Source organism: Azospirillum humicireducens (genome assembly GCF_001639105.2).
GTDB classification, from domain to species: domain Bacteria; phylum Pseudomonadota; class Alphaproteobacteria; order Azospirillales; family Azospirillaceae; genus Azospirillum; species Azospirillum humicireducens.
In genome coordinates this window covers 271,044-287,804 of sequence record NZ_CP028906.1, presented here as the reverse complement: position 1 = coordinate 287,804, position 16,761 = coordinate 271,044, and the positions used below count along the sequence as shown (strand labels likewise).

The following is a 16,761-nucleotide window of genomic DNA, read 5'->3' as shown; positions in this document are numbered from 1 at the left end:
GCGTCACCGGCGTCACCGGCGGCGGCGGCGGCGGAGGAGGAGGTGGTGGTGGTGGTGGTGGTGGTNGCGGTGGCGGTGGCGGTGGTGGCGGCGGCGGAGGCGGCGGAGGAGGAGGCGGCGGAGGCGGCGGGGCCGGCGTGCTGCTGATCGTCACATTGCCGTTTTCGTAGCGGTCCAATGCCATCTCGCCGGTGCCGGCGGTGCCCTGCAGCAGTGCGTCGCCGGCGCTGGCCGTGATGCTGATGGTGTCATTGGCTCCCGCATCCAGCCCGATCCCGGCAACCTCGGACAGGGAGGCCGATGCGCCGGCTTTGCCGGTGATGGAGAGTCCACCGGACGAGGCGATCTCCACCGACCCCCTGATTGCGACTCCCCAGGCTTCGTTGGCATCGACCTCGCTGGCGTCGCCGTCGATCGTGATGGCATTGGCGGCGGATGACGTCGATCGGATGACCGCACCGGTCAGGCCGCTGCTCTCTGGAGTGATCGCCACCCCGGCATTCCAGCCTTCGTAGGAAACGGCTTTGCCGCGGATGGCAATGGTTCCCGCACCGGAGTCGATGGTCGAAGCGCCGATGATCGACACGCCGTGCCCTTCGCCCGCACTGTCGGCGCCCTCGCCACGGATGGAAATGTTGCCGCCGTTGGACTCCATCCTGCTGCCGAGGATCGTCACGCCGGCAGGATTTTGCGAATTGCCTTTGGCGGCCTCCTGGGTGGGATCGCTGCCGCCGCCCAGGGTGATGGCGCCGCCGGACGTCGAGATGGTGCTGGAGGTCAGGCTGATCGCTCCCCGCGAAGCACCGGAGCTTCTGCTGGCGATGGTGACGGCCGACCCGTGCGTTTCGATGCTGCTGTCGGTCAGGGAGGTTCTGCCTGCCGATCTGAGCGTCACCGCGCCGCCGGCGGCAAGCTCCGCGTCCTCGCTCAGAAGCAGGTTTCCGCCGGATTCGACGGTGATGGCGCCGGCATCGGTGGAAAGTTCCGCACCGCTCAGGACGATGTCCCCGTCGGACGTGTCCCCGGCCACGATGCGGATCGCCCCGTTGCCGGCAGTGGCGACGCGGGCGGTGCCTTCGATGCGCACGGCGTCGCTGCCGAGGGAGCTTTCGCCGCCGCCTTCGGTGCCGGTGATGGCGATGGCGCCGCCGCCCGTCACCACCGCGGAGTCGGACAGCAGGACGCCGACGTTGTCGCCGCTGAGGATGCCGTTGCCGCCCTTGCCGGTCAGCGTGATCGAGCCGGCCGTGCTTTCCAGGCGGCTGTTGTAGAGCGCGATGCCGTGGTTCTCTCCCCCGTTGTTTTCGCCGCCGGCCCCGTTGATGAGGATCGAGCCGGTCCCGGTGGTGACGGTTGCATAGCGCAAGCGCACGCCAATCCGCTCGGACTCCGGAGTGTAGCCGCCGGACAGGCCGGTGGCTGGCTTCGTCGTCGGGTCGGAGCCGCCGCCGACGATGAAGCTGCCGCCATTGGTCGAGATGGTTAAGGGCTTCCCCGAGTTCTCCCCGGTCACCCTCACGACACCGTTCCCGTCGCCGGTCGCGGCATTCAGCGTCACGTTCAGGGCGCCGCCGATGGAGGTGATGCTGTCGGTGATGAAGATGTTGCGGTGGGCCACCAGCGTCAGGGACGCGTCGCCGCCGGACGATTTGGCGATGGCTTGGGAAATGGTGATGTCGCCGTCCTCGCTGCCGCTGCTCTCGGTCTGTAGGGTGACGTTGGTGCCGGCATTCAGCGATGTCTGAATGGTTTCGGCGGTGATGGTCCCGCCGCTCGCCGCCACCGTGATGTTGGTCGGGTCGAGCAGCCAGGACCCGCCCTTCCCCGCCGCCGCCCCGGCATCGACCCGGCCGCGCACCTGCAGCGACAGCTTGCCGGACGTCTCGACGAAGCCGCCGTCGCCGCCCGCCGCCCCGCCGCGGGCGGAGATGGCGCCGTCGAAGCGGGTGGTCCCGTCCGCCCACACCACGACCTTGCCGCCCTTGCCGCTGCCGGTGGCATCGGCGGCGATGGTCGCCCCCTGCGCCACCACGGTTTCGGTGGACGGCGGCACCGGCTTGCGCGCCGGGCGGATGGTGTAGCCGGCCAGCGTGGCGGCGGATGCCTTGCCGCCCTGCACGTCGCCGCCGACCAGAACCTCCCCGCCCCCGGCGGCGCCCGACGCATCGATGCGCGCCGTGGCCGCCAGCACCGTGCGGTTGCCCGACACGGCGACGGAGCCGCCAATCTGGCCGGCACCGCTGCCGCTGGCGTCCAGCGTGCCCGACACCTCAACCTCGCCGCCGTCGCCGAGCAGGACGATGTCGCCGCCCTGCTGTTCCACCCGCCGGGCCTGGACGGTGCCGGACATGTTGACGACGCGGTCGACCAGCCCCTTGGCGGCCGATGCCGTCATCTGCACCCGGCCGCCGTCGGCGAAGATCCGGCCGCTGTTGCTGACCAGCGCCTCGACCGGCTTGCCGTCGGCGCCGACGGGGCGCGCGTCGGTTTTGGCGTCGGATTGGGAGTCGAGGGCGATGTTGATCTTCTGGTCGCCGAACAGGTCGACGACGAAGCGCCGGCCGGACGCCAGCGTCACTTCGCCCAGCCGGGCCTGGATGGTGCCGCGGTTGGCGACGCCGGGCGCGACCAGCGCCGCCAGCCCGGCCTCAGCGACGGTGATGGTGCCGTCATTCTCCACGGTGGCGGTGGAGCCGGCCCGCCCCTCGAAGCTGTGGCGGCCGGCCATGAAGTCTTCGTTGCGGATGTCGTGGGTGGTGGCGAGCAGCCCGCCGACATCGACGCGGGCGTTCGGCCCGAACAGGATGCCGTTGGGGTTGACGAGCCAGACCTGTCCGTTGGCGGTCAGCCGCCCCATGATGGCGGACGGGTCGGGGCCGGTGACGCGGTTGAGCGTGATGGAGTTGGCGTCTGGCTGTCGGAAGTCGGTGTGCTCGCCCTCCCGGATGCCGAAGCGCTGCCAGTCGATCACCGCCTTCGAGGTGGATTGGATGACGTCGAGCCGGCCGGGGGCTGTGGATTGGATGATGGCGCTGCCATCGACGACCACGCCGCCTTCGGGGTTGGCGAGCGCGGGCAGGGTGGACAGGCCGAGAGCGGCCACGGCGGCGATGACCGCCGGACGCGCGGTCCCCGCCAATGCGGTGGTGCGGCAAAGGGTTTGCCTCAGTCCGGCTCCGACATGGCCCTTCCGGGCGCTTGCGGCTTGTCCCAACGATCCGTCCTTCACACCCGATCCCCGCATCACCGATCCGTTCCCCAGCCCGCTCTCCGCCCTACCCCGCTGAGTGCGGGACGGCGATACCCTGTCCGGTTTCGTGGAACGCCGGACATTTTAGCGATACCGGACCGATGGGAAAATGCCCAAAGTGGTGACAGGATGTTTCGTTGCCGCAATGCGATTGGGGGCCTGTGTCGCAGCGGAAGCGTTACCGGTAACGGAATTGGACTGGAAAGCCTTACCGGTAATGGATTTTCGGTACAGAAAACCCCTATTCCCATGGTCCAGGTGCCGCCTTTGCCCTTTCGAGCCGCTGGCCGATCCGCTAATAAGAAGGCCATCCAGAAGACGGGCACGCGATGCAGGGGGAAGAGATGGCCGATCCGACCGCCGTCGCCACACGGAAAACTGCGGGCAAGCCGGCAGGTAAATCGACCGGCAGGCAGGCAGGCCAGAGCGCCGCCGATCCGGTACAGAAGGCTGTGCGGAAGCCCGCCCGCTGGGTGGTCTACAGCGCGCCGAAGGGGGGCACCGGAAAGACCACCAGCTGCAAGAACACCGCGGTGGCCGCGGCCAAGGACGGCATGCGGGTGGCGACGCTGGATTTCGATCCGCAGCGCACGCTGGGCCAATGGCATGAGCTGCGCCGCCCGCACGACGTCGCCGCCATCGATCATTACGAAGGCACGCTGGAGGAGATCGACGCGGCGCTGTCCCAGATCGACCCTGCCCGCTACGACGTGATCTTCATCGACACGCCGCCGTCGGTGGAGCTCTATCCCGAGGCGACCAAGATCCTGCTGCGCCGTGCCGACCTCGTTCTGGTGCCGACCGGGGTGGGACGGTTCGACAAGATGAGCGTCATTCCCTGGATGGAGTTCCTGCGCGACTATGGCCGCCCCGCCGCCTTCCTGCTGAACCGGGTCAAGCGACGGTCGGTCAGCCTGCGCGAAGCGAAGCTGGAGCTGGGCCGGGTCGGCCGGCTGGTGCCGCACGAGGTGCCGGACATCGAGGACATGCACCGGGTCGACGACATCGGCTGCTCCATCGTCGATGTCGGCGCGGTGAACGGCGCCGACGAATGCCTGGGCGCCTGGTACTTCATCCGGCACGAGCTGGGGATCTGAACCCGAGGGATTTGAATATGGCCAATGTGAAATCCTTCATGAAGAAGGTGGCGGAGCAGGGCAAGGCCGCTCCCCAGCCGGCTGCCCAGCCCACTGCGCCGGCTCGGACCACGGCGGTGGCGCCGTCGAAGGCCGACCGCCGGGCGTCGGACATCAGCGACGCCATCGTGCCCTGCCACACCCGGCAGGAATTCGCGCAGGAAATCCGGTATCACTGGAACCGCAGCCGCAAGGAATTCCTGTCGATCGGCCGCTATCTGAACCGCGCCAAGGAGATCCTGCCGCACGGCGAGTTCGAGGCGATGATCGAGAGCGACATGCCGTTTTCGGTCGAGACCGCCTTCCGCTTCCGCGCGGTGGCGGAGGCGGTGGACACCGGGCGTCTGTCGCTGGACGTGCTGCCGGGGGCGGAAAGCGTCGCCTACCAGATCGTCACCATGACGCCGGACGAGCTGGAGCGCGCGAAGGCCCAGGGGCTGATCCGTCCCGACGTGACCCGCCGCCAGCTGATCGACTTCAAGCGCTCGCTGCGGCCGCCGAAGGACGTGACGCCGAACGACCGGCGCCGCCAGCTTCTGGCCGAATATGCCCGGCTGCGCACCCGCATGGCGGAGGTCCGCGATGAGCTGCGCCGCGACCACGGCATCGACCCGGAGCATGACCATGGCCGGCCGGGGCGCACCGGCGTCACCATCGACGTGGAAGCGGAGGATGTCGGCACCGAAGCGGACGAGGCGTCGTAAGGCGGCCTCAGTTCCGGTGCGAGCTGTGGGAACCGGGCGCACCGCCGCCGTCGCCCCGGCGCGGTGAGGTTCCGCCGCCCAGCAGGTCGGTCAGCGCGCGGAAATCGCGCTGGAAGTTGCTGAAGAAGTCGCCGCCCCCGCCGCCGGTGCGGGAAAGCCGCGCGGCCGACGTGCCCATCGCGTGGCTTTCGCTGTGGCTGGAATTGCGGCTGGATGTGCGGCTGCGCCGTTCCGGAATCTTCGGCTTGCGCGGCGGTGTCAGGGCAGGCAGGGGAGGGGAGTCGGGCAGGGAGGCGATTTCCGGCGCGCGGGCGAAGGCATCGCCGCACAGGCCATGGTCGGCCGCTTGCTCCAGCCGGTCCGGATCCAGAAGCCAGCAATCGAAGGCGTCGGTCTGGGGCTTTGCCGGCGCCTGAACCGTTGCCGGGAGTGGCGCCGGAGCGGGGGAGGGCAGGGGGGCGTCGGCCTCCGGCGCGGACAGCAGCGGTTCCGCGGCGGCCGGCAGCGCCGCAGCCGCGACAAGGACGGCGAGTGCCGCCGCCACGGTCCTTGCCATCGCCGATCCGCTGCAGTTCTTCGTCCGGCCCTCGCCCGGCATCGCCCGTCCTTTCGGTCTTCGCAGTCGTCAGGAACGCTGCGTTCCTCACCAGATAAACGCAACAGGCGGGCGCTTCGTCCACGCGAAATGGGGGCGTTAGCCGGAAGATGCGGTACTCCTTCGGGGCAGGCTCTTTCGGTGCGCCCAACCCAGCCGGGTGCGGCGTTGTCGCAGCGGCGGGTTGGCGCTCTTGTCAGGGGGGCGGGTTGATGGGACAGTTCGGCCCCTGAGTCACCAGAGAGAACGGACGGCGGCGCCGGCGGACATGGCCGATTTCAACTGGAACGACCTGCGATTCTTCCTGGCGGTGGCCCGCGCCGGCACGCTGACCACGGCGGCCCAGCGCCTGCGGGCCGACCACACCACGGTCAGCCGCCGCATTTCGGCGCTGGAGGATGCGCTGCGCGTCACCCTGTTCGAACGGCGGCCCAGCGGATTCACGCTGACGCCGCAGGGCGAGCGGCTGAAGCAGACTGCCGAGGTGATGGAGAGTGCCGCCTTCCTCGCCCAGGGCATGGTGGCCGACGGCGATCTGGCGCTTGCCGGCGCGGTGCGCATCGGGGCGCCCGACGGATTCGGCAGCTGTTTCCTGGCGCCGCGCATCGGTGCCTTGTGCGAACGCCACCCGGAGCTGGAGGTGCAGCTGGTCGCCATGCCGCGCGTCTTCAGCCTGTCGAAGCGCGAGGCCGACATTGCCATCAGCCTGTCGCGTCCGCAGGAAGGGCGGCTCTATGCGCGGAAGCTGACCGATTACCGGCTGGGGCTGTACGGCACCGCCGCCTATCTGGACAGCCGGCCAGCGATCAGCAGCCGCGCCGACCTGCGCGGCCAGTCCTTCATCGGCTACATCGACGACCTGATCTTCGCCCCCGAGTTGGACTATGTCGAAACGATCGGGGAGGTGGTGCCGCGGATCAAGAGCAGCAGCCTCGTCGCCCAGCTGAAGGCGACGCTGGCGGGGGCGGGGCTGTGCATGCTGCCGGCCTTCATCGCCCAGAGCGAACCGGACCTCGTGCCGGTGTTGCCTGATGAGCTGACGATCACCCGCTCCTTCTGGCTGATCGTCCACGAGGATCTGCGGTCGCTGGCGCGGATATCCATGACCGCGGACTACATCGCCGATCTGGTCCGGCGGGAGCAGGCGCTGTTCCTGCCCCCGTCGGCCATTTGATTTTCCGGGGTCTGACTTACCCTTCGCCGCGCAGCATGCGGATGATGCCGGAGAAGTCGGTGCCGCCCTCTCCTTGCGCGTTCATCATGGCGTAGAGCTGCGCCGCCGCCGCACCCAGCGGGGTGGGGGCGCCGGCGCCCTGCGCCGCTTCCTGGGCCAGCTTCAGGTCCTTCAGCATCAGCGCCGCCGCGAAACCGGGCTGGTAATCGCGGTTGGCCGGGCTGGCGGGGACCGGGCCGGGGACCGGGCAATAGCTGGTCAGAGACCAGCACTGGCCCGACGAGGTGGAGGACACGTCGAACAGCGCCTGATGCGACAGGCCGAGCTTCTCCGCGAGCACGAAGGCCTCGCAGACGCCGATCATCGAGATGCCGAGGATCATGTTGTTGCAGATCTTCGCCGCCTGACCGGCGCCGGCGCCGCCGCAATGGACGATCTTCTTGCCCATCGCTTCCAGGATCGGACGGGCGCGCTCGAAGGCGTCCGCCTCGCCGCCGGCCATGAAGGTCAGCGTGCCGGCCGCAGCCCCGCCGACGCCGCCCGACACCGGCGCGTCGAGCGAGGCGGCGCCATGCTCCGCCGCCTGGGCATGCGCCTTGCGGGCGGACTCCACGTCGATGGTCGAACAGTCGATCAGCAGGGCGCCGGGGCGGGCGACCGGCGCGATGTCGCCATAGACGCCCAGCACATGTTTGCCGCCCGGCAGCATGGTGACGACCACCTCCGCCGCCGCGGCGATGGCGGCGGGGGACTCGCCGATGGTGACGCCGGCCGCCTTGGCCGCCTCGATGGCGGCGGGCACGAGGTCGTAGCCCACCACCTGATGCCCCGCCTTCACGAGGTTCGCGGCCATCGGGCCGCCCATGTTGCCCAATCCGATGAAACCGATCACCGCCATCGTCGCGTCTCCCGTTGCTTTGGTTTTTTGGGTTTGGTTTTTATGGTTCGCTTTACGCCATCCGCCCGATCTCGCTGCGCGAGACGATCAGGCGCATGATCTCGTTGGTGCCTTCCAGGATCTGGTGGACCCGCAGGTCGCGGACGATCTTCTCCACGCCGTAGTCCGCCAGATAGCCGTAGCCGCCGAACAGCTGGAGCGCGTTGTTCGCCACCTCGAAGCCGGTGTCGGTGGCGAAGCGCTTCGCCATGGCGCACAGCCGCGTCGCATCTTTGCTCTTCGCATCCAGCGCCGAGGCGGCGCGGTGGACGAAGGTGCGGGCGGCCTCAAGCTCCGTCGCCATGTCGGCGATGCGGAATTGCAGCGCCTGGAAGCGGTCGAGCGTCTGGCCGAAGGCCTTGCGCTCCGACATGTAGGTCAGCGCCTTGTCCAGCGCCGCCTGGGCGCCGCCGATCGAGCAGGCGGCGATGTTGATGCGGCCGCCGTCAAGACCCTTCATGGCGAACTTGAAGCCCATCCCTTCCTGCCCCAAGAGGGCGGAGGCGGGGATGCGGGCATCCTCCAGGATGACGGCGCGGGTCGGCTGGGCGTTCCAGCCCATCTTGTGCTCGTTGGCGCCGAAGGACAGGCCGGGGGTGTCCTTGGGCACCAGGAAGGCGCTGATGCCGCCGGGGCCGTCCTCGCCGGTGCGGGCCATGACGAGGTAGAGGTCGGAGCTGCCGGCGCCGGAAATGAACTGCTTGGCGCCGTTGAGGACGTAAGAGTCGCCGTCGCGCACCGCCCTGGTCCGCAGCGCCGCGGCGTCGGAACCGGCGTTGGCCTCGGTCAGGCAATAGCTGGCGAGCCAGTCCATGGTGCAGAGCTTCGGCAGCCACTGGGCCTTCTGTTCGGCGTTGCCGAAATTGTCCACCATCCCCGCCACCATGTTGTGGATGGAGATGTAGGAGGCGATGGTCGGGCAGCCCTGGCTCAACGCTTCGAAGATCACCACGGCGTCGAAGCGGCTGAGCGCCGAGCCGCCATGGTCTTCGGACACATAGATGCCGCCCATGCCGAGCGCGCCGGCGGCGCGCAGCGTGTCGATGGGGAAATGCTTCTTCTGGTCCCACTCGACGGCGTTGGGCGCCAGCTCGTCGCGGGCGAAGGACAGCGCCATGTCGCGGATGGCGACCTGGTCTTCGGTCAGTTCAAAGGACATGCGTCACCTCCCTCCAAATCACCCCCACCCCGTGGGCGAGCTTCGCTCGCCCACGGGGTGGGGAGATACTTTACCTCATCACTCCATGGTCGGAATGACGAAGCTGGCGCCTTCCTTGACGCCCGAGGGCCAGCGGGAGGTGACGGTCTTGGTCTTGGTGTAGAAGCGCACCGCGTCGGGGCCGTGCTGGTTCAGGTCGCCGAAGCCCGAGCGCTTCCAGCCGCCGAAGGTGTAGTAGGCGAGCGGAACCGGGATCGGCACGTTGATGCCGACCATGCCGACATCGACACGGCTCGCGAAGTCGCGGGCGGCATCGCCGTCGCGGGTGAAGATGGCGACGCCGTTGCCGTATTCGTGATCATTCGGCAGGGCCAGCGCCTCTTCGTAAGAGTCGGCACGGACGACGGAGAGGACCGGGCCGAAGATCTCCTCCTTGTAGATGCGCATGTCCGGCTTCACCTCGTCGAACAGGCAGCCGCCCATGTAGAAGCCGTTCTCATAGCCCTGCATCGTGAAGCCGCGGCCGTCGACCGCCAGCTTGGCGCCTTCCTTGACGCCGAGATCGACGTAGGACTTCACCCGCGCCAGATGCTCGGCCGTCACCAGCGGGCCGAAATCGGCGCTGCTGTCGGTGGACGGGCCGACCTTCAGGCTCTCAACCCGCGGGATCAGGCGGTCCATCAGGGCGTCGGCGGTCTTCTTGCCGACCGGCACGACGACGGAGATCGCCATGCAGCGCTCGCCCGCCGCACCGAAGCCGGCGCCGATCAGCGCGTCGGTCGCCTGGTCGAGGTCGGCGTCCGGCATCACCAGCGCGTGGTTCTTGGCGCCGCCGAAGCACTGGACGCGCTTACCGGCAGCACAGCCGCGGTTGTAGATGTATTCGGCGATCGGGGTGGAGCCGACGAAGCCCACCGCCTTGATGTCGCGGTCGTCGAGGATGGCGTCCACCGCCACCTTGTCGCCATGGACGACATTCAGGATGCCCGCAGGCAGGCCGGCTTCCAACATCAGTTCGGCCAGCTTGACCGGCACACCCGGCGTGCGCTCCGACGGCTTCAGGATGAAGGCGTTGCCGCAGGCGATGGCCGGGGCGAACTTCCACATCGGTATCATGGCGGGGAAGTTGAACGGCGTGATGCCGGCGACGACGCCCAGCGGCTGGCGCATCGAATAGATGTCGATGCCGGGGCCGGCGCCGTCGGTGAACTCACCCTTCAGCAGGTGCGGGATGCCGCAGGCGAACTCCACCACCTCAAGACCGCGCTGGATGTCGCCCTTGGCGTCGACGATGGTCTTGCCATGCTCCAGCGACAGCAGCAGCGCCAGCTCGTCATAGTCGCGCTGGACCAGATCGAGGAAGCGCATCAGCACGCGGGCGCGGCGCTGCGGGTTGGTGGCGGCCCAGCCGCGCTGCGCCTCCTTGGCGTTCTCCACCGCGGCGCGCATCTCCTCCACGCTCGCCAGCGGCACGCGGGCGCGCACCTCGCCGGTCATCGGGGAGTAGACGTCGGCGAACCGCCCCGACGTTCCGGCAACCAGCTTGCCGCCGATCAGGTGCTGAAGTTCGGTGGTCATCCTATTGTCCTCCCATGGGATTGTTTGTCACCATGTGGACCTGAGCGGCCTCGCGGATCGACCCGAAACTTTGCGCAACCGTTGTGCAGGAATGCGGCAAGGGTCCCGGCGGCGGGCCGGGACCGCTGCGGCATGGGATCAGTCCTGCTTCTCCCCGCTCGCCTTCTCCCCGCTCATGGCCGCGGCGGCGAGGGCCTGCGCCTCCGTCTCGGCCTTCATCCCGGCCTCGCGGCGTTCGCTGTAGCGGCTGGTCAGATACGCGTCGCGGTCGCGCACCAGCAGGGTGAACTTGACCAGCTCCTCCATCACGTCCACCACGCGGTCGTAATAGGGCGACGGCTTCATCCGCCCGGCCTCGTCGAACTCCTGATAGGCCTTGGCGACGGAGGACTGGTTGGGAATGGTCACCATCCGCATCCAGCGCCCCAGCACCCGCATGGCGTTGACCGCGTTGAAGGATTGCGAGCCGCCGGACACCTGCATCACCGCCAGCGTCCGCCCCTGCGTCGGCCGGATGGCGCCGCTTTCCAGCGGCAGCCAGTCGATCTGGCACTTCAGGATGCCGGTGAGGGTGCCGTGCCGTTCCGGGCTGACCCACACCTGGCCTTCCGACCATTGCGACAGGGCGCGCAGCTCCGCCACCTTGGGGTGGTCGGCCGGCACGCTGTCGGGCAGCGGCAGGCCGGTGGGGTCGAAGATACGGGTTTCCGCCCCCATGCGGCGGAGCAGCCGGGCGGCTTCCTCGGCCAGGAAGCGGCTGTAGGAGCGCTCCCGCAGCGAGCCGTAGAGCAGCAGGATGCGCGGCGGGTGGGTCGAAAGCTGGGCGGGCGTCAGCTTCGCGAGGTCGGGCGCATCCAGATAGGGCTCGTCCAGGCTCGGGAAGGAGTCCTGTTCGCCGTGTTGGATATCATGCATGGGGGCGTCCCTCGTACCAGGGCTTGGTCGCCTTGACGATCTTCACCACCGACAGCATCACCGGCACCTCGACCAGCACGCCGACCACGGTGGCGAGCGCCGCGCCGGAGCCGAGCCCGAACAGGCTGATGGCGGCGGCGACCGCCAGCTCGAAGAAGTTGGAGGCGCCGATCAGCGCCGCCGGCGCCGCCACGCACCACGCCACCCCGAAGCGGCGCGACAGCCAATAGGCCAGCCCGGCGTTGAAATAGACCTGGATCAGGATCGGCACCGCCAGCAGCAGGATGACCAGCGGCTGGGCCAGGATCTGCTCGCCCTGGAAGCCGAACAGCAGCACCAGCGTGGTCAGCAGCGCCACCAGCGACACCGGCTGGATCAGGTCGAGAACGCGCTTCAACGCGGCCTCCCCGCCGGTGGCCAGCAGGCTGCGGCGCCAGAGCTGGGCGGCGACAACGGGGATGACGATGTAGAGCAGCACCGACAGCAGAAGCGTGTCCCACGGCACGGTGATCGACGCCACGCCCAGCAGCAGCCCGACCAGCGGCGCGAAGGCGAAGACCATGATGATGTCGTTCAGCGCCACCTGGCTCAGGGTGTAGTGCGGCTCGCCCTCGCACAGGTTCGACCAGACGAAGACCATGGCGGTGCAGGGGGCGGCGGCCAGCAGGATCAGCCCGGCGATGTAGGAGGAAATCTGGTCCTGCGGCAGCAGCGGGGCGAACAGGTTGCCGATGAACAGCGTGCCCAGCAGAGCCATCGAGAAGGGCTTGACCGCCCAGTTGATGAACAGCGTCACGCCGACGCCGCGCCAATGCTCGCTGACCCGCCCCAGCGCGCCGAGGTCGATCTTCAGCAGCATCGGCACGATCATCAGCCAGATCAGCACCGCCACCGGCAGGTTGACCTTGGCGACCTCCGCCGCGGCGATGGCCTGGAAGACGCCGGGCACCAGATGGCCGAGCGCGATGCCGGCGACGATGCACAGGGCGACCCAGACGCTGAGATAGCGCTCGAAGAGCCCCATGACGGGGCGGGCCGCCGGGGCGGCGTGGATGTCGGTTGTCATGATCGGTCGTCCGTCAGGGGGCTTTGCCGACGCGCTGGCCGGCGGCATCGACGACCTGCTCGCCGTCTTCCTTGGCGAAGGCGCCGCGCTGGGCATCGGGGAGGATGTCGAGAACCGCCTCGGACGGGCGGCACAGCCGCACGCCCTGCGGCGTCACCACGATCGGCCGGTTGATCAGGATCGGGTGGGCCATCATCGCGTCGAGCAGCCGGTCGTCGCCGAGCGCCGGGTCGCCGAGTCCGAGTTCGGCAAAGGGCGTGCCCTTCTCGCGCAGCACGGCGCGCACCGGAACGCCCATGCGGCGGATCAGCTCGGCCAGCTCGTCGCGGGTCGGCGGCGTCTTCAGATATTCGATCACCGTCGGCTCGACGCCGCTGTTGCGGATCAGCGCCAGCGTGTTGCGCGAGGTGCCGCAGGCCGGGTTGTGGTAGATGGTGACGGGAGTCATCGCGCCGCCTCCGTGGCGGCGGACGCCGTCCCCATGTCGTCCAGCCTGCGCTTCAGCGCCAGACGGTCGAGCGAGGCGATGGGCAGGCTGACGAAGGCCTGGATGCGGCGCTGAATCTGTCCGAACACCGTGGCGGTGAAGGCGGCCTTCTCCGCGTCGGTGCCCTGGGCGCTGGACGGGTCGGGGAAGCCCCAATGGGCGGTCATCGGCTGGCCGGGCCAGACCGGGCAGACCTCGCCGGCGGCATTGTCGCAGACGGTGAAGACGAAATCCATGTGCGGGGCGTCCGCCGCCGCGAACTCGTCCCAGGTCTTGGAGCGGAGCTCCGCGGTCGGGAAGCCCAGCCGCACCAGCAGGTCATGGACATGGGGGTTGATGCGGCCGGAGGGCTGGCTGCCGGCGCTGAAGCCGCGGAAGCGGCCGCTTCCGCCCTTTTGGCCATCCCGGTTCAGCAGGCATTCCGCCATGACGCTGCGGGCGCTGTTGTGGGTGCACAGGAACAGGACATTGTAGACGCGGTCGGTCATCGCAGGGTCGCCTTGTCCATGCCGCGGCGCGCGCGGCGGTTGGGGTCGGGGGCTCAGGCCTCGTGGTCGCATCCGTCGGGACCGCAAGGGACGGCCAGGGTCAGGTCGGTGGAGCAGAGTTCCGGGCGGCCCTGGCAGCAATCCTCCATCAGGAAGGCGATCAGCCGGCGGGTGCCCTCGTAATCGGACGCGTAGAAGATCTGCCGCTGCACCCGCCGGGAGCGGAGCAGGCCGGCGCGTTCCAGCGTCGCCAGATGATGGGACAGGGTGGAGGCGGGAACCCCCACCTGCTGGGCGAGGTCGCCGGCCGTCAGCCCGTTCGGCCCCACCGTGATCAGCAGGCGGAACACGGCAAGGCGGGTTTCCTGGGCGAGGGCGGCGAAGGCGTTGGTGGCTGCTTTCATTTCCATGATTCGACGATAGTCGAATTATATGGGCCGCGCAAGTGACGGTCGTGTGAAAGCCGTGGCCGTGCTCGGGGGGGGGGGCCGCTTGGGGAACACCCGAACGTGCGGGAAGACTTGCGGCGCTGCGGCGCTTATAGTGCGCCCTCGCTTTCGGGCCGGACAAACCGGTCCGGGAGATGGGGATTGCCGCAGAACGGCGAAGCGGAAAAAACATGACCAGTCACGAAGATGTCTTCGACACGCCGCAGGCTCGGCAGCCGACCATTCTGTCGGTCTACAACCAGAAGGGCGGCGTCGGCAAAACGACCACCTCGGTCAATCTGGCTTTGACGCTGGCCGCCCTGGGCAAGAGCGTCGTCCTGATCGATTTCGACCCGCAGAGCAGCGCCACCAGCAATTTCCTGCTGCGCGACAAGGCGAAGGTCGGCATCAACGACCTGCTGCGGCAGGAGACCTTCGTCGAGGACGCCATCACCCCGACCGCCTTCGACGGGCTGTCGATGATCGTCGGCGCGCGCAAGCTCTATTCGCTGGAGCATGCGCTGGACAGCCGCGGCGGGTCGCAGCGCGGCCTGCGCAAGGCTCTGCATTTCTCGCGCAATCCGCCGGATTACGTCGTCATCGACTGTCCGCCGGCTCTCGGCCATCTGGCCGCAGGCGCGCTGGCGGCGTCGGACCGGCTGGTGGTTCCGGTGTTCCCCGGCCGTTATGCGCTGGACGGGCTGCGGCGCACCCTGCAGGTGGTGGAGCATATCCAGAACGGGCTGAACCCCAACCTGTCGCTGGCCGGCATCCTGATGATGTCGATCACCAACGACGAGGTGGGGCGCGAGTCGATGACCCAGCTGCGCACCGAATTCCCCGACCTGATGTTCCGCACCGCCTTCCCCTATGACGTGGATGTGGTGAAGGCGACATACCGCCGCATGCCGGCGGCGATCTTCACGCCGGAGGGGCGGACCACCGCCCGCTTCGCGGCGCTGGCCTGGGAGATCGTCCATGGCCGCGGCAGCACGCCCGACGACGCCCAGCTGAAGCCGGCGCTGGAGCGCATCCAGGCGTGGCACGAGGCGACCGACACCTCCTACAGCGCGCGGCGCGCCTCCTCCATCGACGAGGCGGACGAGCCGTCGGGCGGGGGCAGCGGCGCCCGGCAGGCCGAGCGCGCCCGGTCCGGCCGCGGCGGGATGGGTGCGGGGCTTGTCGGGCTGGTCATCGGGCTGATCGCCGGCTTTGCGCTCGGCGCGGTCGTCGGGCAGCCGGTTCTCGGCAAGCTGCTGGCGGGTCTGGGGGGGTAGGATTTCCCCTCTCCCAGGGCGGGAGAGGGCGCTCGCGCGTCTTGCCTGAGCGACCGGCCGTCCCAGACTCCGCATCAAGCATTCCGGGTCCTGGCAGACCCCACATTCAAGAAGAGGCCGTCATGCTTCCTGTCGATGCCGTGCTGCGCAAGGTGGACGAGTCCTTCGAGGAGTCGGTCGGCCGGCTCTGCGAGCTTCTGCGCATTCCCTCGGTCAGCACCGACCCCGCCTATGCCGGCGAGGTCCGCCGTGCCGCCCGATGGTGCGCCGACAGGCTGAAGGCGATGGGCTTCAGCGTCACCCTCCACGATACTCCCGGCCACCCCATCCTGGTCGCCCATCATCCTGGGCCAGGGCCGGGACCGGCGGGGGCGGAGACGCCGCATGTGCTCTATTACGGCCATTACGACGTCCAGCCCGCCGACCCGATGGAGCTGTGGACCAGCCCGCCCTTCGAGCCGGCGATCGTCGAGGCCGAGCGCGGACGCCGCGTCGTCGCGCGCGGCGCCGCCGACGACAAGGGCCAGACCATGACCTTCATGGAAGCCTTCGAGGCCTGGCACGCCGTCCACGGCTCCATCCCCATCCGCGCCACCGTTCTGCTGGAGGGCGAGGAGGAGACCGGCAGCCCGTCGCTGCCGCGCTTCCTGAAGGAGCATGCGGCGGAGCTGCAGGCCGATTTCTGCCTCGTCACCGACACCAACGCCTGGGACGTGGACACCCCGGCGATCACCACCCGGCTGCGCGGGCTGCTCTATCTGGAGGCCACCGTCACCGGGCCGAGCCACGACCTGCATTCCGGCCTGTTCGGCGGGGCGGTGCCCAACCCGCTGAATGTGCTGACCGGCATCCTCGGCCAGATCCACGATGCCGACGGGCGGGTGCGCTTCGACGGCTTCTATGAGGGCGTGCGCGAGCTGCCGGATGACCTGCTGGCCCAGATCCGCGGGCTTCCGCTGGACGAGGCGCAGTTCCTGGGCGCGCTCGGCCTGACCCGCAGCCATGGCGAGGCGGGGCGGACCCTGCTGGAGCGCATCTGGACCCGGCCGACCTGCGACATCAACGGTGTCTGGGGCGGCTATACCGGCGAGGGATCGAAGACGGTCATCCCGGCCAAGGCGTCCTGCAAGCTGAGCTGCCGTCTGGTGCCCGGCCAGGACCCGGCGGCCGTCGAGGCGTCGGTCCGGCGCTTCTTCGAGGAGCGGCTGCCGGCCGACTGCACGGTCGGCTTCCGCAGCTTCAGCTCCTCCCCCGGCATCGAGGTGCCGACCGATACGCCCTGGATGCAGGCGGTGCGCGGCGGGCTGAAGGAAGCGACGGGACGCGACGGCGTGCTGATCGGCGGTGGCGGCTCGATTCCCATCGTCGGCTGGTTCCGCGAGCATCTGGGGCTCGACACCATCCTGGTCGGCTTCGGGCTGGACGACGACCGCATCCATTCGCCGAACGAGAAGTTCGAGCTGAAATGCCTGCGCAACGGCATCCGCAGCCATGCGGCCATTTTGGGGCGTCTGGCGGCCGGGCAGGCTGGCCGGGGCTGAGCCGCCCCCGCGAACGCCGGCACGGG

The 16,761-nt window shown here is 69.1% G+C and carries 14 protein-coding genes and 1 pseudogene; 5 read left to right on the top strand and 10 right to left on the bottom strand.

The features are described from left to right. Positions 1 to 66 precede the first annotated feature (66 nt). On the bottom strand, positions 67 to 3,244 hold a 3,178-nt coding region (locus A6A40_RS32240), incomplete at its 3' end, for a two-partner secretion domain-containing protein (RefSeq protein ID WP_261344802.1). Positions 3,245 to 3,594: 350 nt separating this feature from the next. Here A6A40_RS32240 and A6A40_RS25780 point away from each other — a divergent pair. Both A6A40_RS25780 and A6A40_RS25775 read left to right on the top strand, forming a co-directional pair. After that, positions 3,595 to 4,347, top strand: coding sequence for a ParA family protein (locus tag A6A40_RS25780; protein WP_236784036.1), 753 nt, complete (start codon positions 3,595 to 3,597; stop codon positions 4,345 to 4,347). A 17-nt stretch (positions 4,348 to 4,364) separates the two neighbouring features. After that, positions 4,365 to 5,090: a DUF3102 domain-containing protein gene (locus tag A6A40_RS25775; protein ID WP_108548706.1), complete on the top strand. Its 726-nt coding sequence runs from the start codon at positions 4,365 to 4,367 to the stop codon at positions 5,088 to 5,090. 7 nt (positions 5,091 to 5,097) lie between these two features. On the opposite strand, the gene A6A40_RS25770 is transcribed toward A6A40_RS25775, so the two are convergent. Further along, entirely contained in the window at positions 5,098 to 5,646 is a 549-nt protein-coding gene (locus tag A6A40_RS25770; RefSeq protein WP_236784035.1) for a hypothetical protein, read from the bottom strand. 307 nt (positions 5,647 to 5,953) lie between these two features. On the opposite strand from A6A40_RS25770, the gene A6A40_RS25765 reads away from it, so the two are divergent. After that, positions 5,954 to 6,859 carry a LysR family transcriptional regulator gene (locus A6A40_RS25765; protein WP_108548704.1) on the top strand — a complete coding sequence of 302 codons (906 nt, stop codon included), beginning with the start codon at positions 5,954 to 5,956 and terminating at the stop codon, positions 6,857 to 6,859. Positions 6,860 to 6,875: 16 nt separating this feature from the next. Here A6A40_RS25765 and mmsB read toward each other — a convergent pair. The 8 genes and pseudogenes from mmsB to A6A40_RS25725 form a co-directional block, all read right to left on the bottom strand. Then, positions 6,876 to 7,775 (bottom strand): annotated as a pseudogene (gene mmsB, locus A6A40_RS25760) (3-hydroxyisobutyrate dehydrogenase); the annotation flags it as partial. Positions 7,776 to 7,809: 34 nt separating this feature from the next. Further along, entirely contained in the window at positions 7,810 to 8,955 is a 1,146-nt protein-coding gene (locus tag A6A40_RS25755) for an isobutyryl-CoA dehydrogenase (protein WP_108548702.1), read from the bottom strand. A gap of 78 nt (positions 8,956 to 9,033) precedes the next feature. Then, positions 9,034 to 10,533 carry a CoA-acylating methylmalonate-semialdehyde dehydrogenase gene (locus A6A40_RS25750; RefSeq protein WP_108548701.1) on the bottom strand — a complete coding sequence of 500 codons (1,500 nt, stop codon included), beginning with the start codon at positions 10,531 to 10,533 and terminating at the stop codon, positions 9,034 to 9,036. Between the two features lie 138 nt (positions 10,534 to 10,671). Beyond that, positions 10,672 to 11,448 (bottom strand): arsenical resistance protein ArsH, encoded by a 777-nt coding sequence (arsH, locus tag A6A40_RS25745; RefSeq protein WP_108548700.1) that lies wholly within the window; start codon positions 11,446 to 11,448, stop codon positions 10,672 to 10,674. Next, positions 11,441 to 12,514 (bottom strand): ACR3 family arsenite efflux transporter, encoded by a 1,074-nt coding sequence (gene arsB / locus A6A40_RS25740; protein ID WP_174718550.1) that lies wholly within the window; start codon positions 12,512 to 12,514, stop codon positions 11,441 to 11,443. Before arsB ends, arsH begins: the two co-directional genes overlap by 8 nt. Before the next feature lie 13 nt (positions 12,515 to 12,527). Further along, positions 12,528 to 12,962, bottom strand: coding sequence for an arsenate reductase (glutaredoxin) (gene arsC / locus A6A40_RS25735; RefSeq protein WP_108548699.1), 435 nt, complete (start codon positions 12,960 to 12,962; stop codon positions 12,528 to 12,530). Continuing rightward, positions 12,959 to 13,489: an arsenate reductase ArsC gene (locus A6A40_RS25730; protein ID WP_108548698.1), complete on the bottom strand. Its 531-nt coding sequence runs from the start codon at positions 13,487 to 13,489 to the stop codon at positions 12,959 to 12,961. Before A6A40_RS25730 ends, arsC begins: the two co-directional genes overlap by 4 nt. A gap of 53 nt (positions 13,490 to 13,542) precedes the next feature. Continuing rightward, positions 13,543 to 13,899 carry an ArsR/SmtB family transcription factor gene (locus tag A6A40_RS25725; protein ID WP_108548697.1) on the bottom strand — a complete coding sequence of 119 codons (357 nt, stop codon included), beginning with the start codon at positions 13,897 to 13,899 and terminating at the stop codon, positions 13,543 to 13,545. A 209-nt stretch (positions 13,900 to 14,108) separates the two neighbouring features. On the opposite strand from A6A40_RS25725, the gene A6A40_RS25720 reads away from it, so the two are divergent. Both A6A40_RS25720 and A6A40_RS25715 read left to right on the top strand, forming a co-directional pair. Further along, complete coding sequence (locus tag A6A40_RS25720) at positions 14,109 to 15,194, top strand: ParA family protein (RefSeq protein ID WP_108548696.1); 1,086 nt, start codon at positions 14,109 to 14,111, stop codon at positions 15,192 to 15,194. Positions 15,195 to 15,316: 122 nt separating this feature from the next. After that, on the top strand, positions 15,317 to 16,735 hold the full coding sequence (locus A6A40_RS25715; protein WP_108548695.1) for a M20/M25/M40 family metallo-hydrolase: 1,419 nt from the start codon (positions 15,317 to 15,319) through the stop codon (positions 16,733 to 16,735). The last annotated feature ends 26 nt before the right edge of the window (positions 16,736 to 16,761 follow it).

Excerpts from the sequence above, each read along its gene's own strand:
- arsC (WP_108548699.1), bottom strand. The coding sequence starts at position 12,962 with ATGACTCCCGTCACCATCTACCACAACCCGGCCTGCGGCACCTCGCGC.
- A6A40_RS25720 (WP_108548696.1), top strand. The coding sequence starts at position 14,109 with ATGACCAGTCACGAAGATGTCTTCGACACGCCGCAGGCTCGGCAGCCG.
- A6A40_RS25765 (WP_108548704.1), top strand. The coding sequence starts at position 5,954 with ATGGCCGATTTCAACTGGAACGACCTGCGATTCTTCCTGGCGGTGGCC.
- A6A40_RS25770 (WP_236784035.1), bottom strand. The coding sequence starts at position 5,646 with ATGGCAAGGACCGTGGCGGCGGCACTCGCCGTCCTTGTCGCGGCTGCG.
- A6A40_RS25775 (WP_108548706.1), top strand. The coding sequence starts at position 4,365 with ATGGCCAATGTGAAATCCTTCATGAAGAAGGTGGCGGAGCAGGGCAAG.
- A6A40_RS25725 (WP_108548697.1), bottom strand. The coding sequence starts at position 13,899 with ATGGAAATGAAAGCAGCCACCAACGCCTTCGCCGCCCTCGCCCAGGAA.
- A6A40_RS25730 (WP_108548698.1), bottom strand. The coding sequence starts at position 13,489 with ATGACCGACCGCGTCTACAATGTCCTGTTCCTGTGCACCCACAACAGC.
- A6A40_RS25750 (WP_108548701.1), bottom strand. The coding sequence starts at position 10,533 with ATGACCACCGAACTTCAGCACCTGATCGGCGGCAAGCTGGTTGCCGGA.
- arsB (WP_174718550.1), bottom strand. The coding sequence starts at position 12,514 with ATGACAACCGACATCCACGCCGCCCCGGCGGCCCGCCCCGTCATGGGG.
- A6A40_RS25715 (WP_108548695.1), top strand. The coding sequence starts at position 15,317 with ATGCTTCCTGTCGATGCCGTGCTGCGCAAGGTGGACGAGTCCTTCGAG.
- A6A40_RS25755 (WP_108548702.1), bottom strand. The coding sequence starts at position 8,955 with ATGTCCTTTGAACTGACCGAAGACCAGGTCGCCATCCGCGACATGGCG.
- A6A40_RS25780 (WP_236784036.1), top strand. The coding sequence starts at position 3,595 with ATGGCCGATCCGACCGCCGTCGCCACACGGAAAACTGCGGGCAAGCCG.
- arsH (WP_108548700.1), bottom strand. The coding sequence starts at position 11,448 with ATGCATGATATCCAACACGGCGAACAGGACTCCTTCCCGAGCCTGGAC.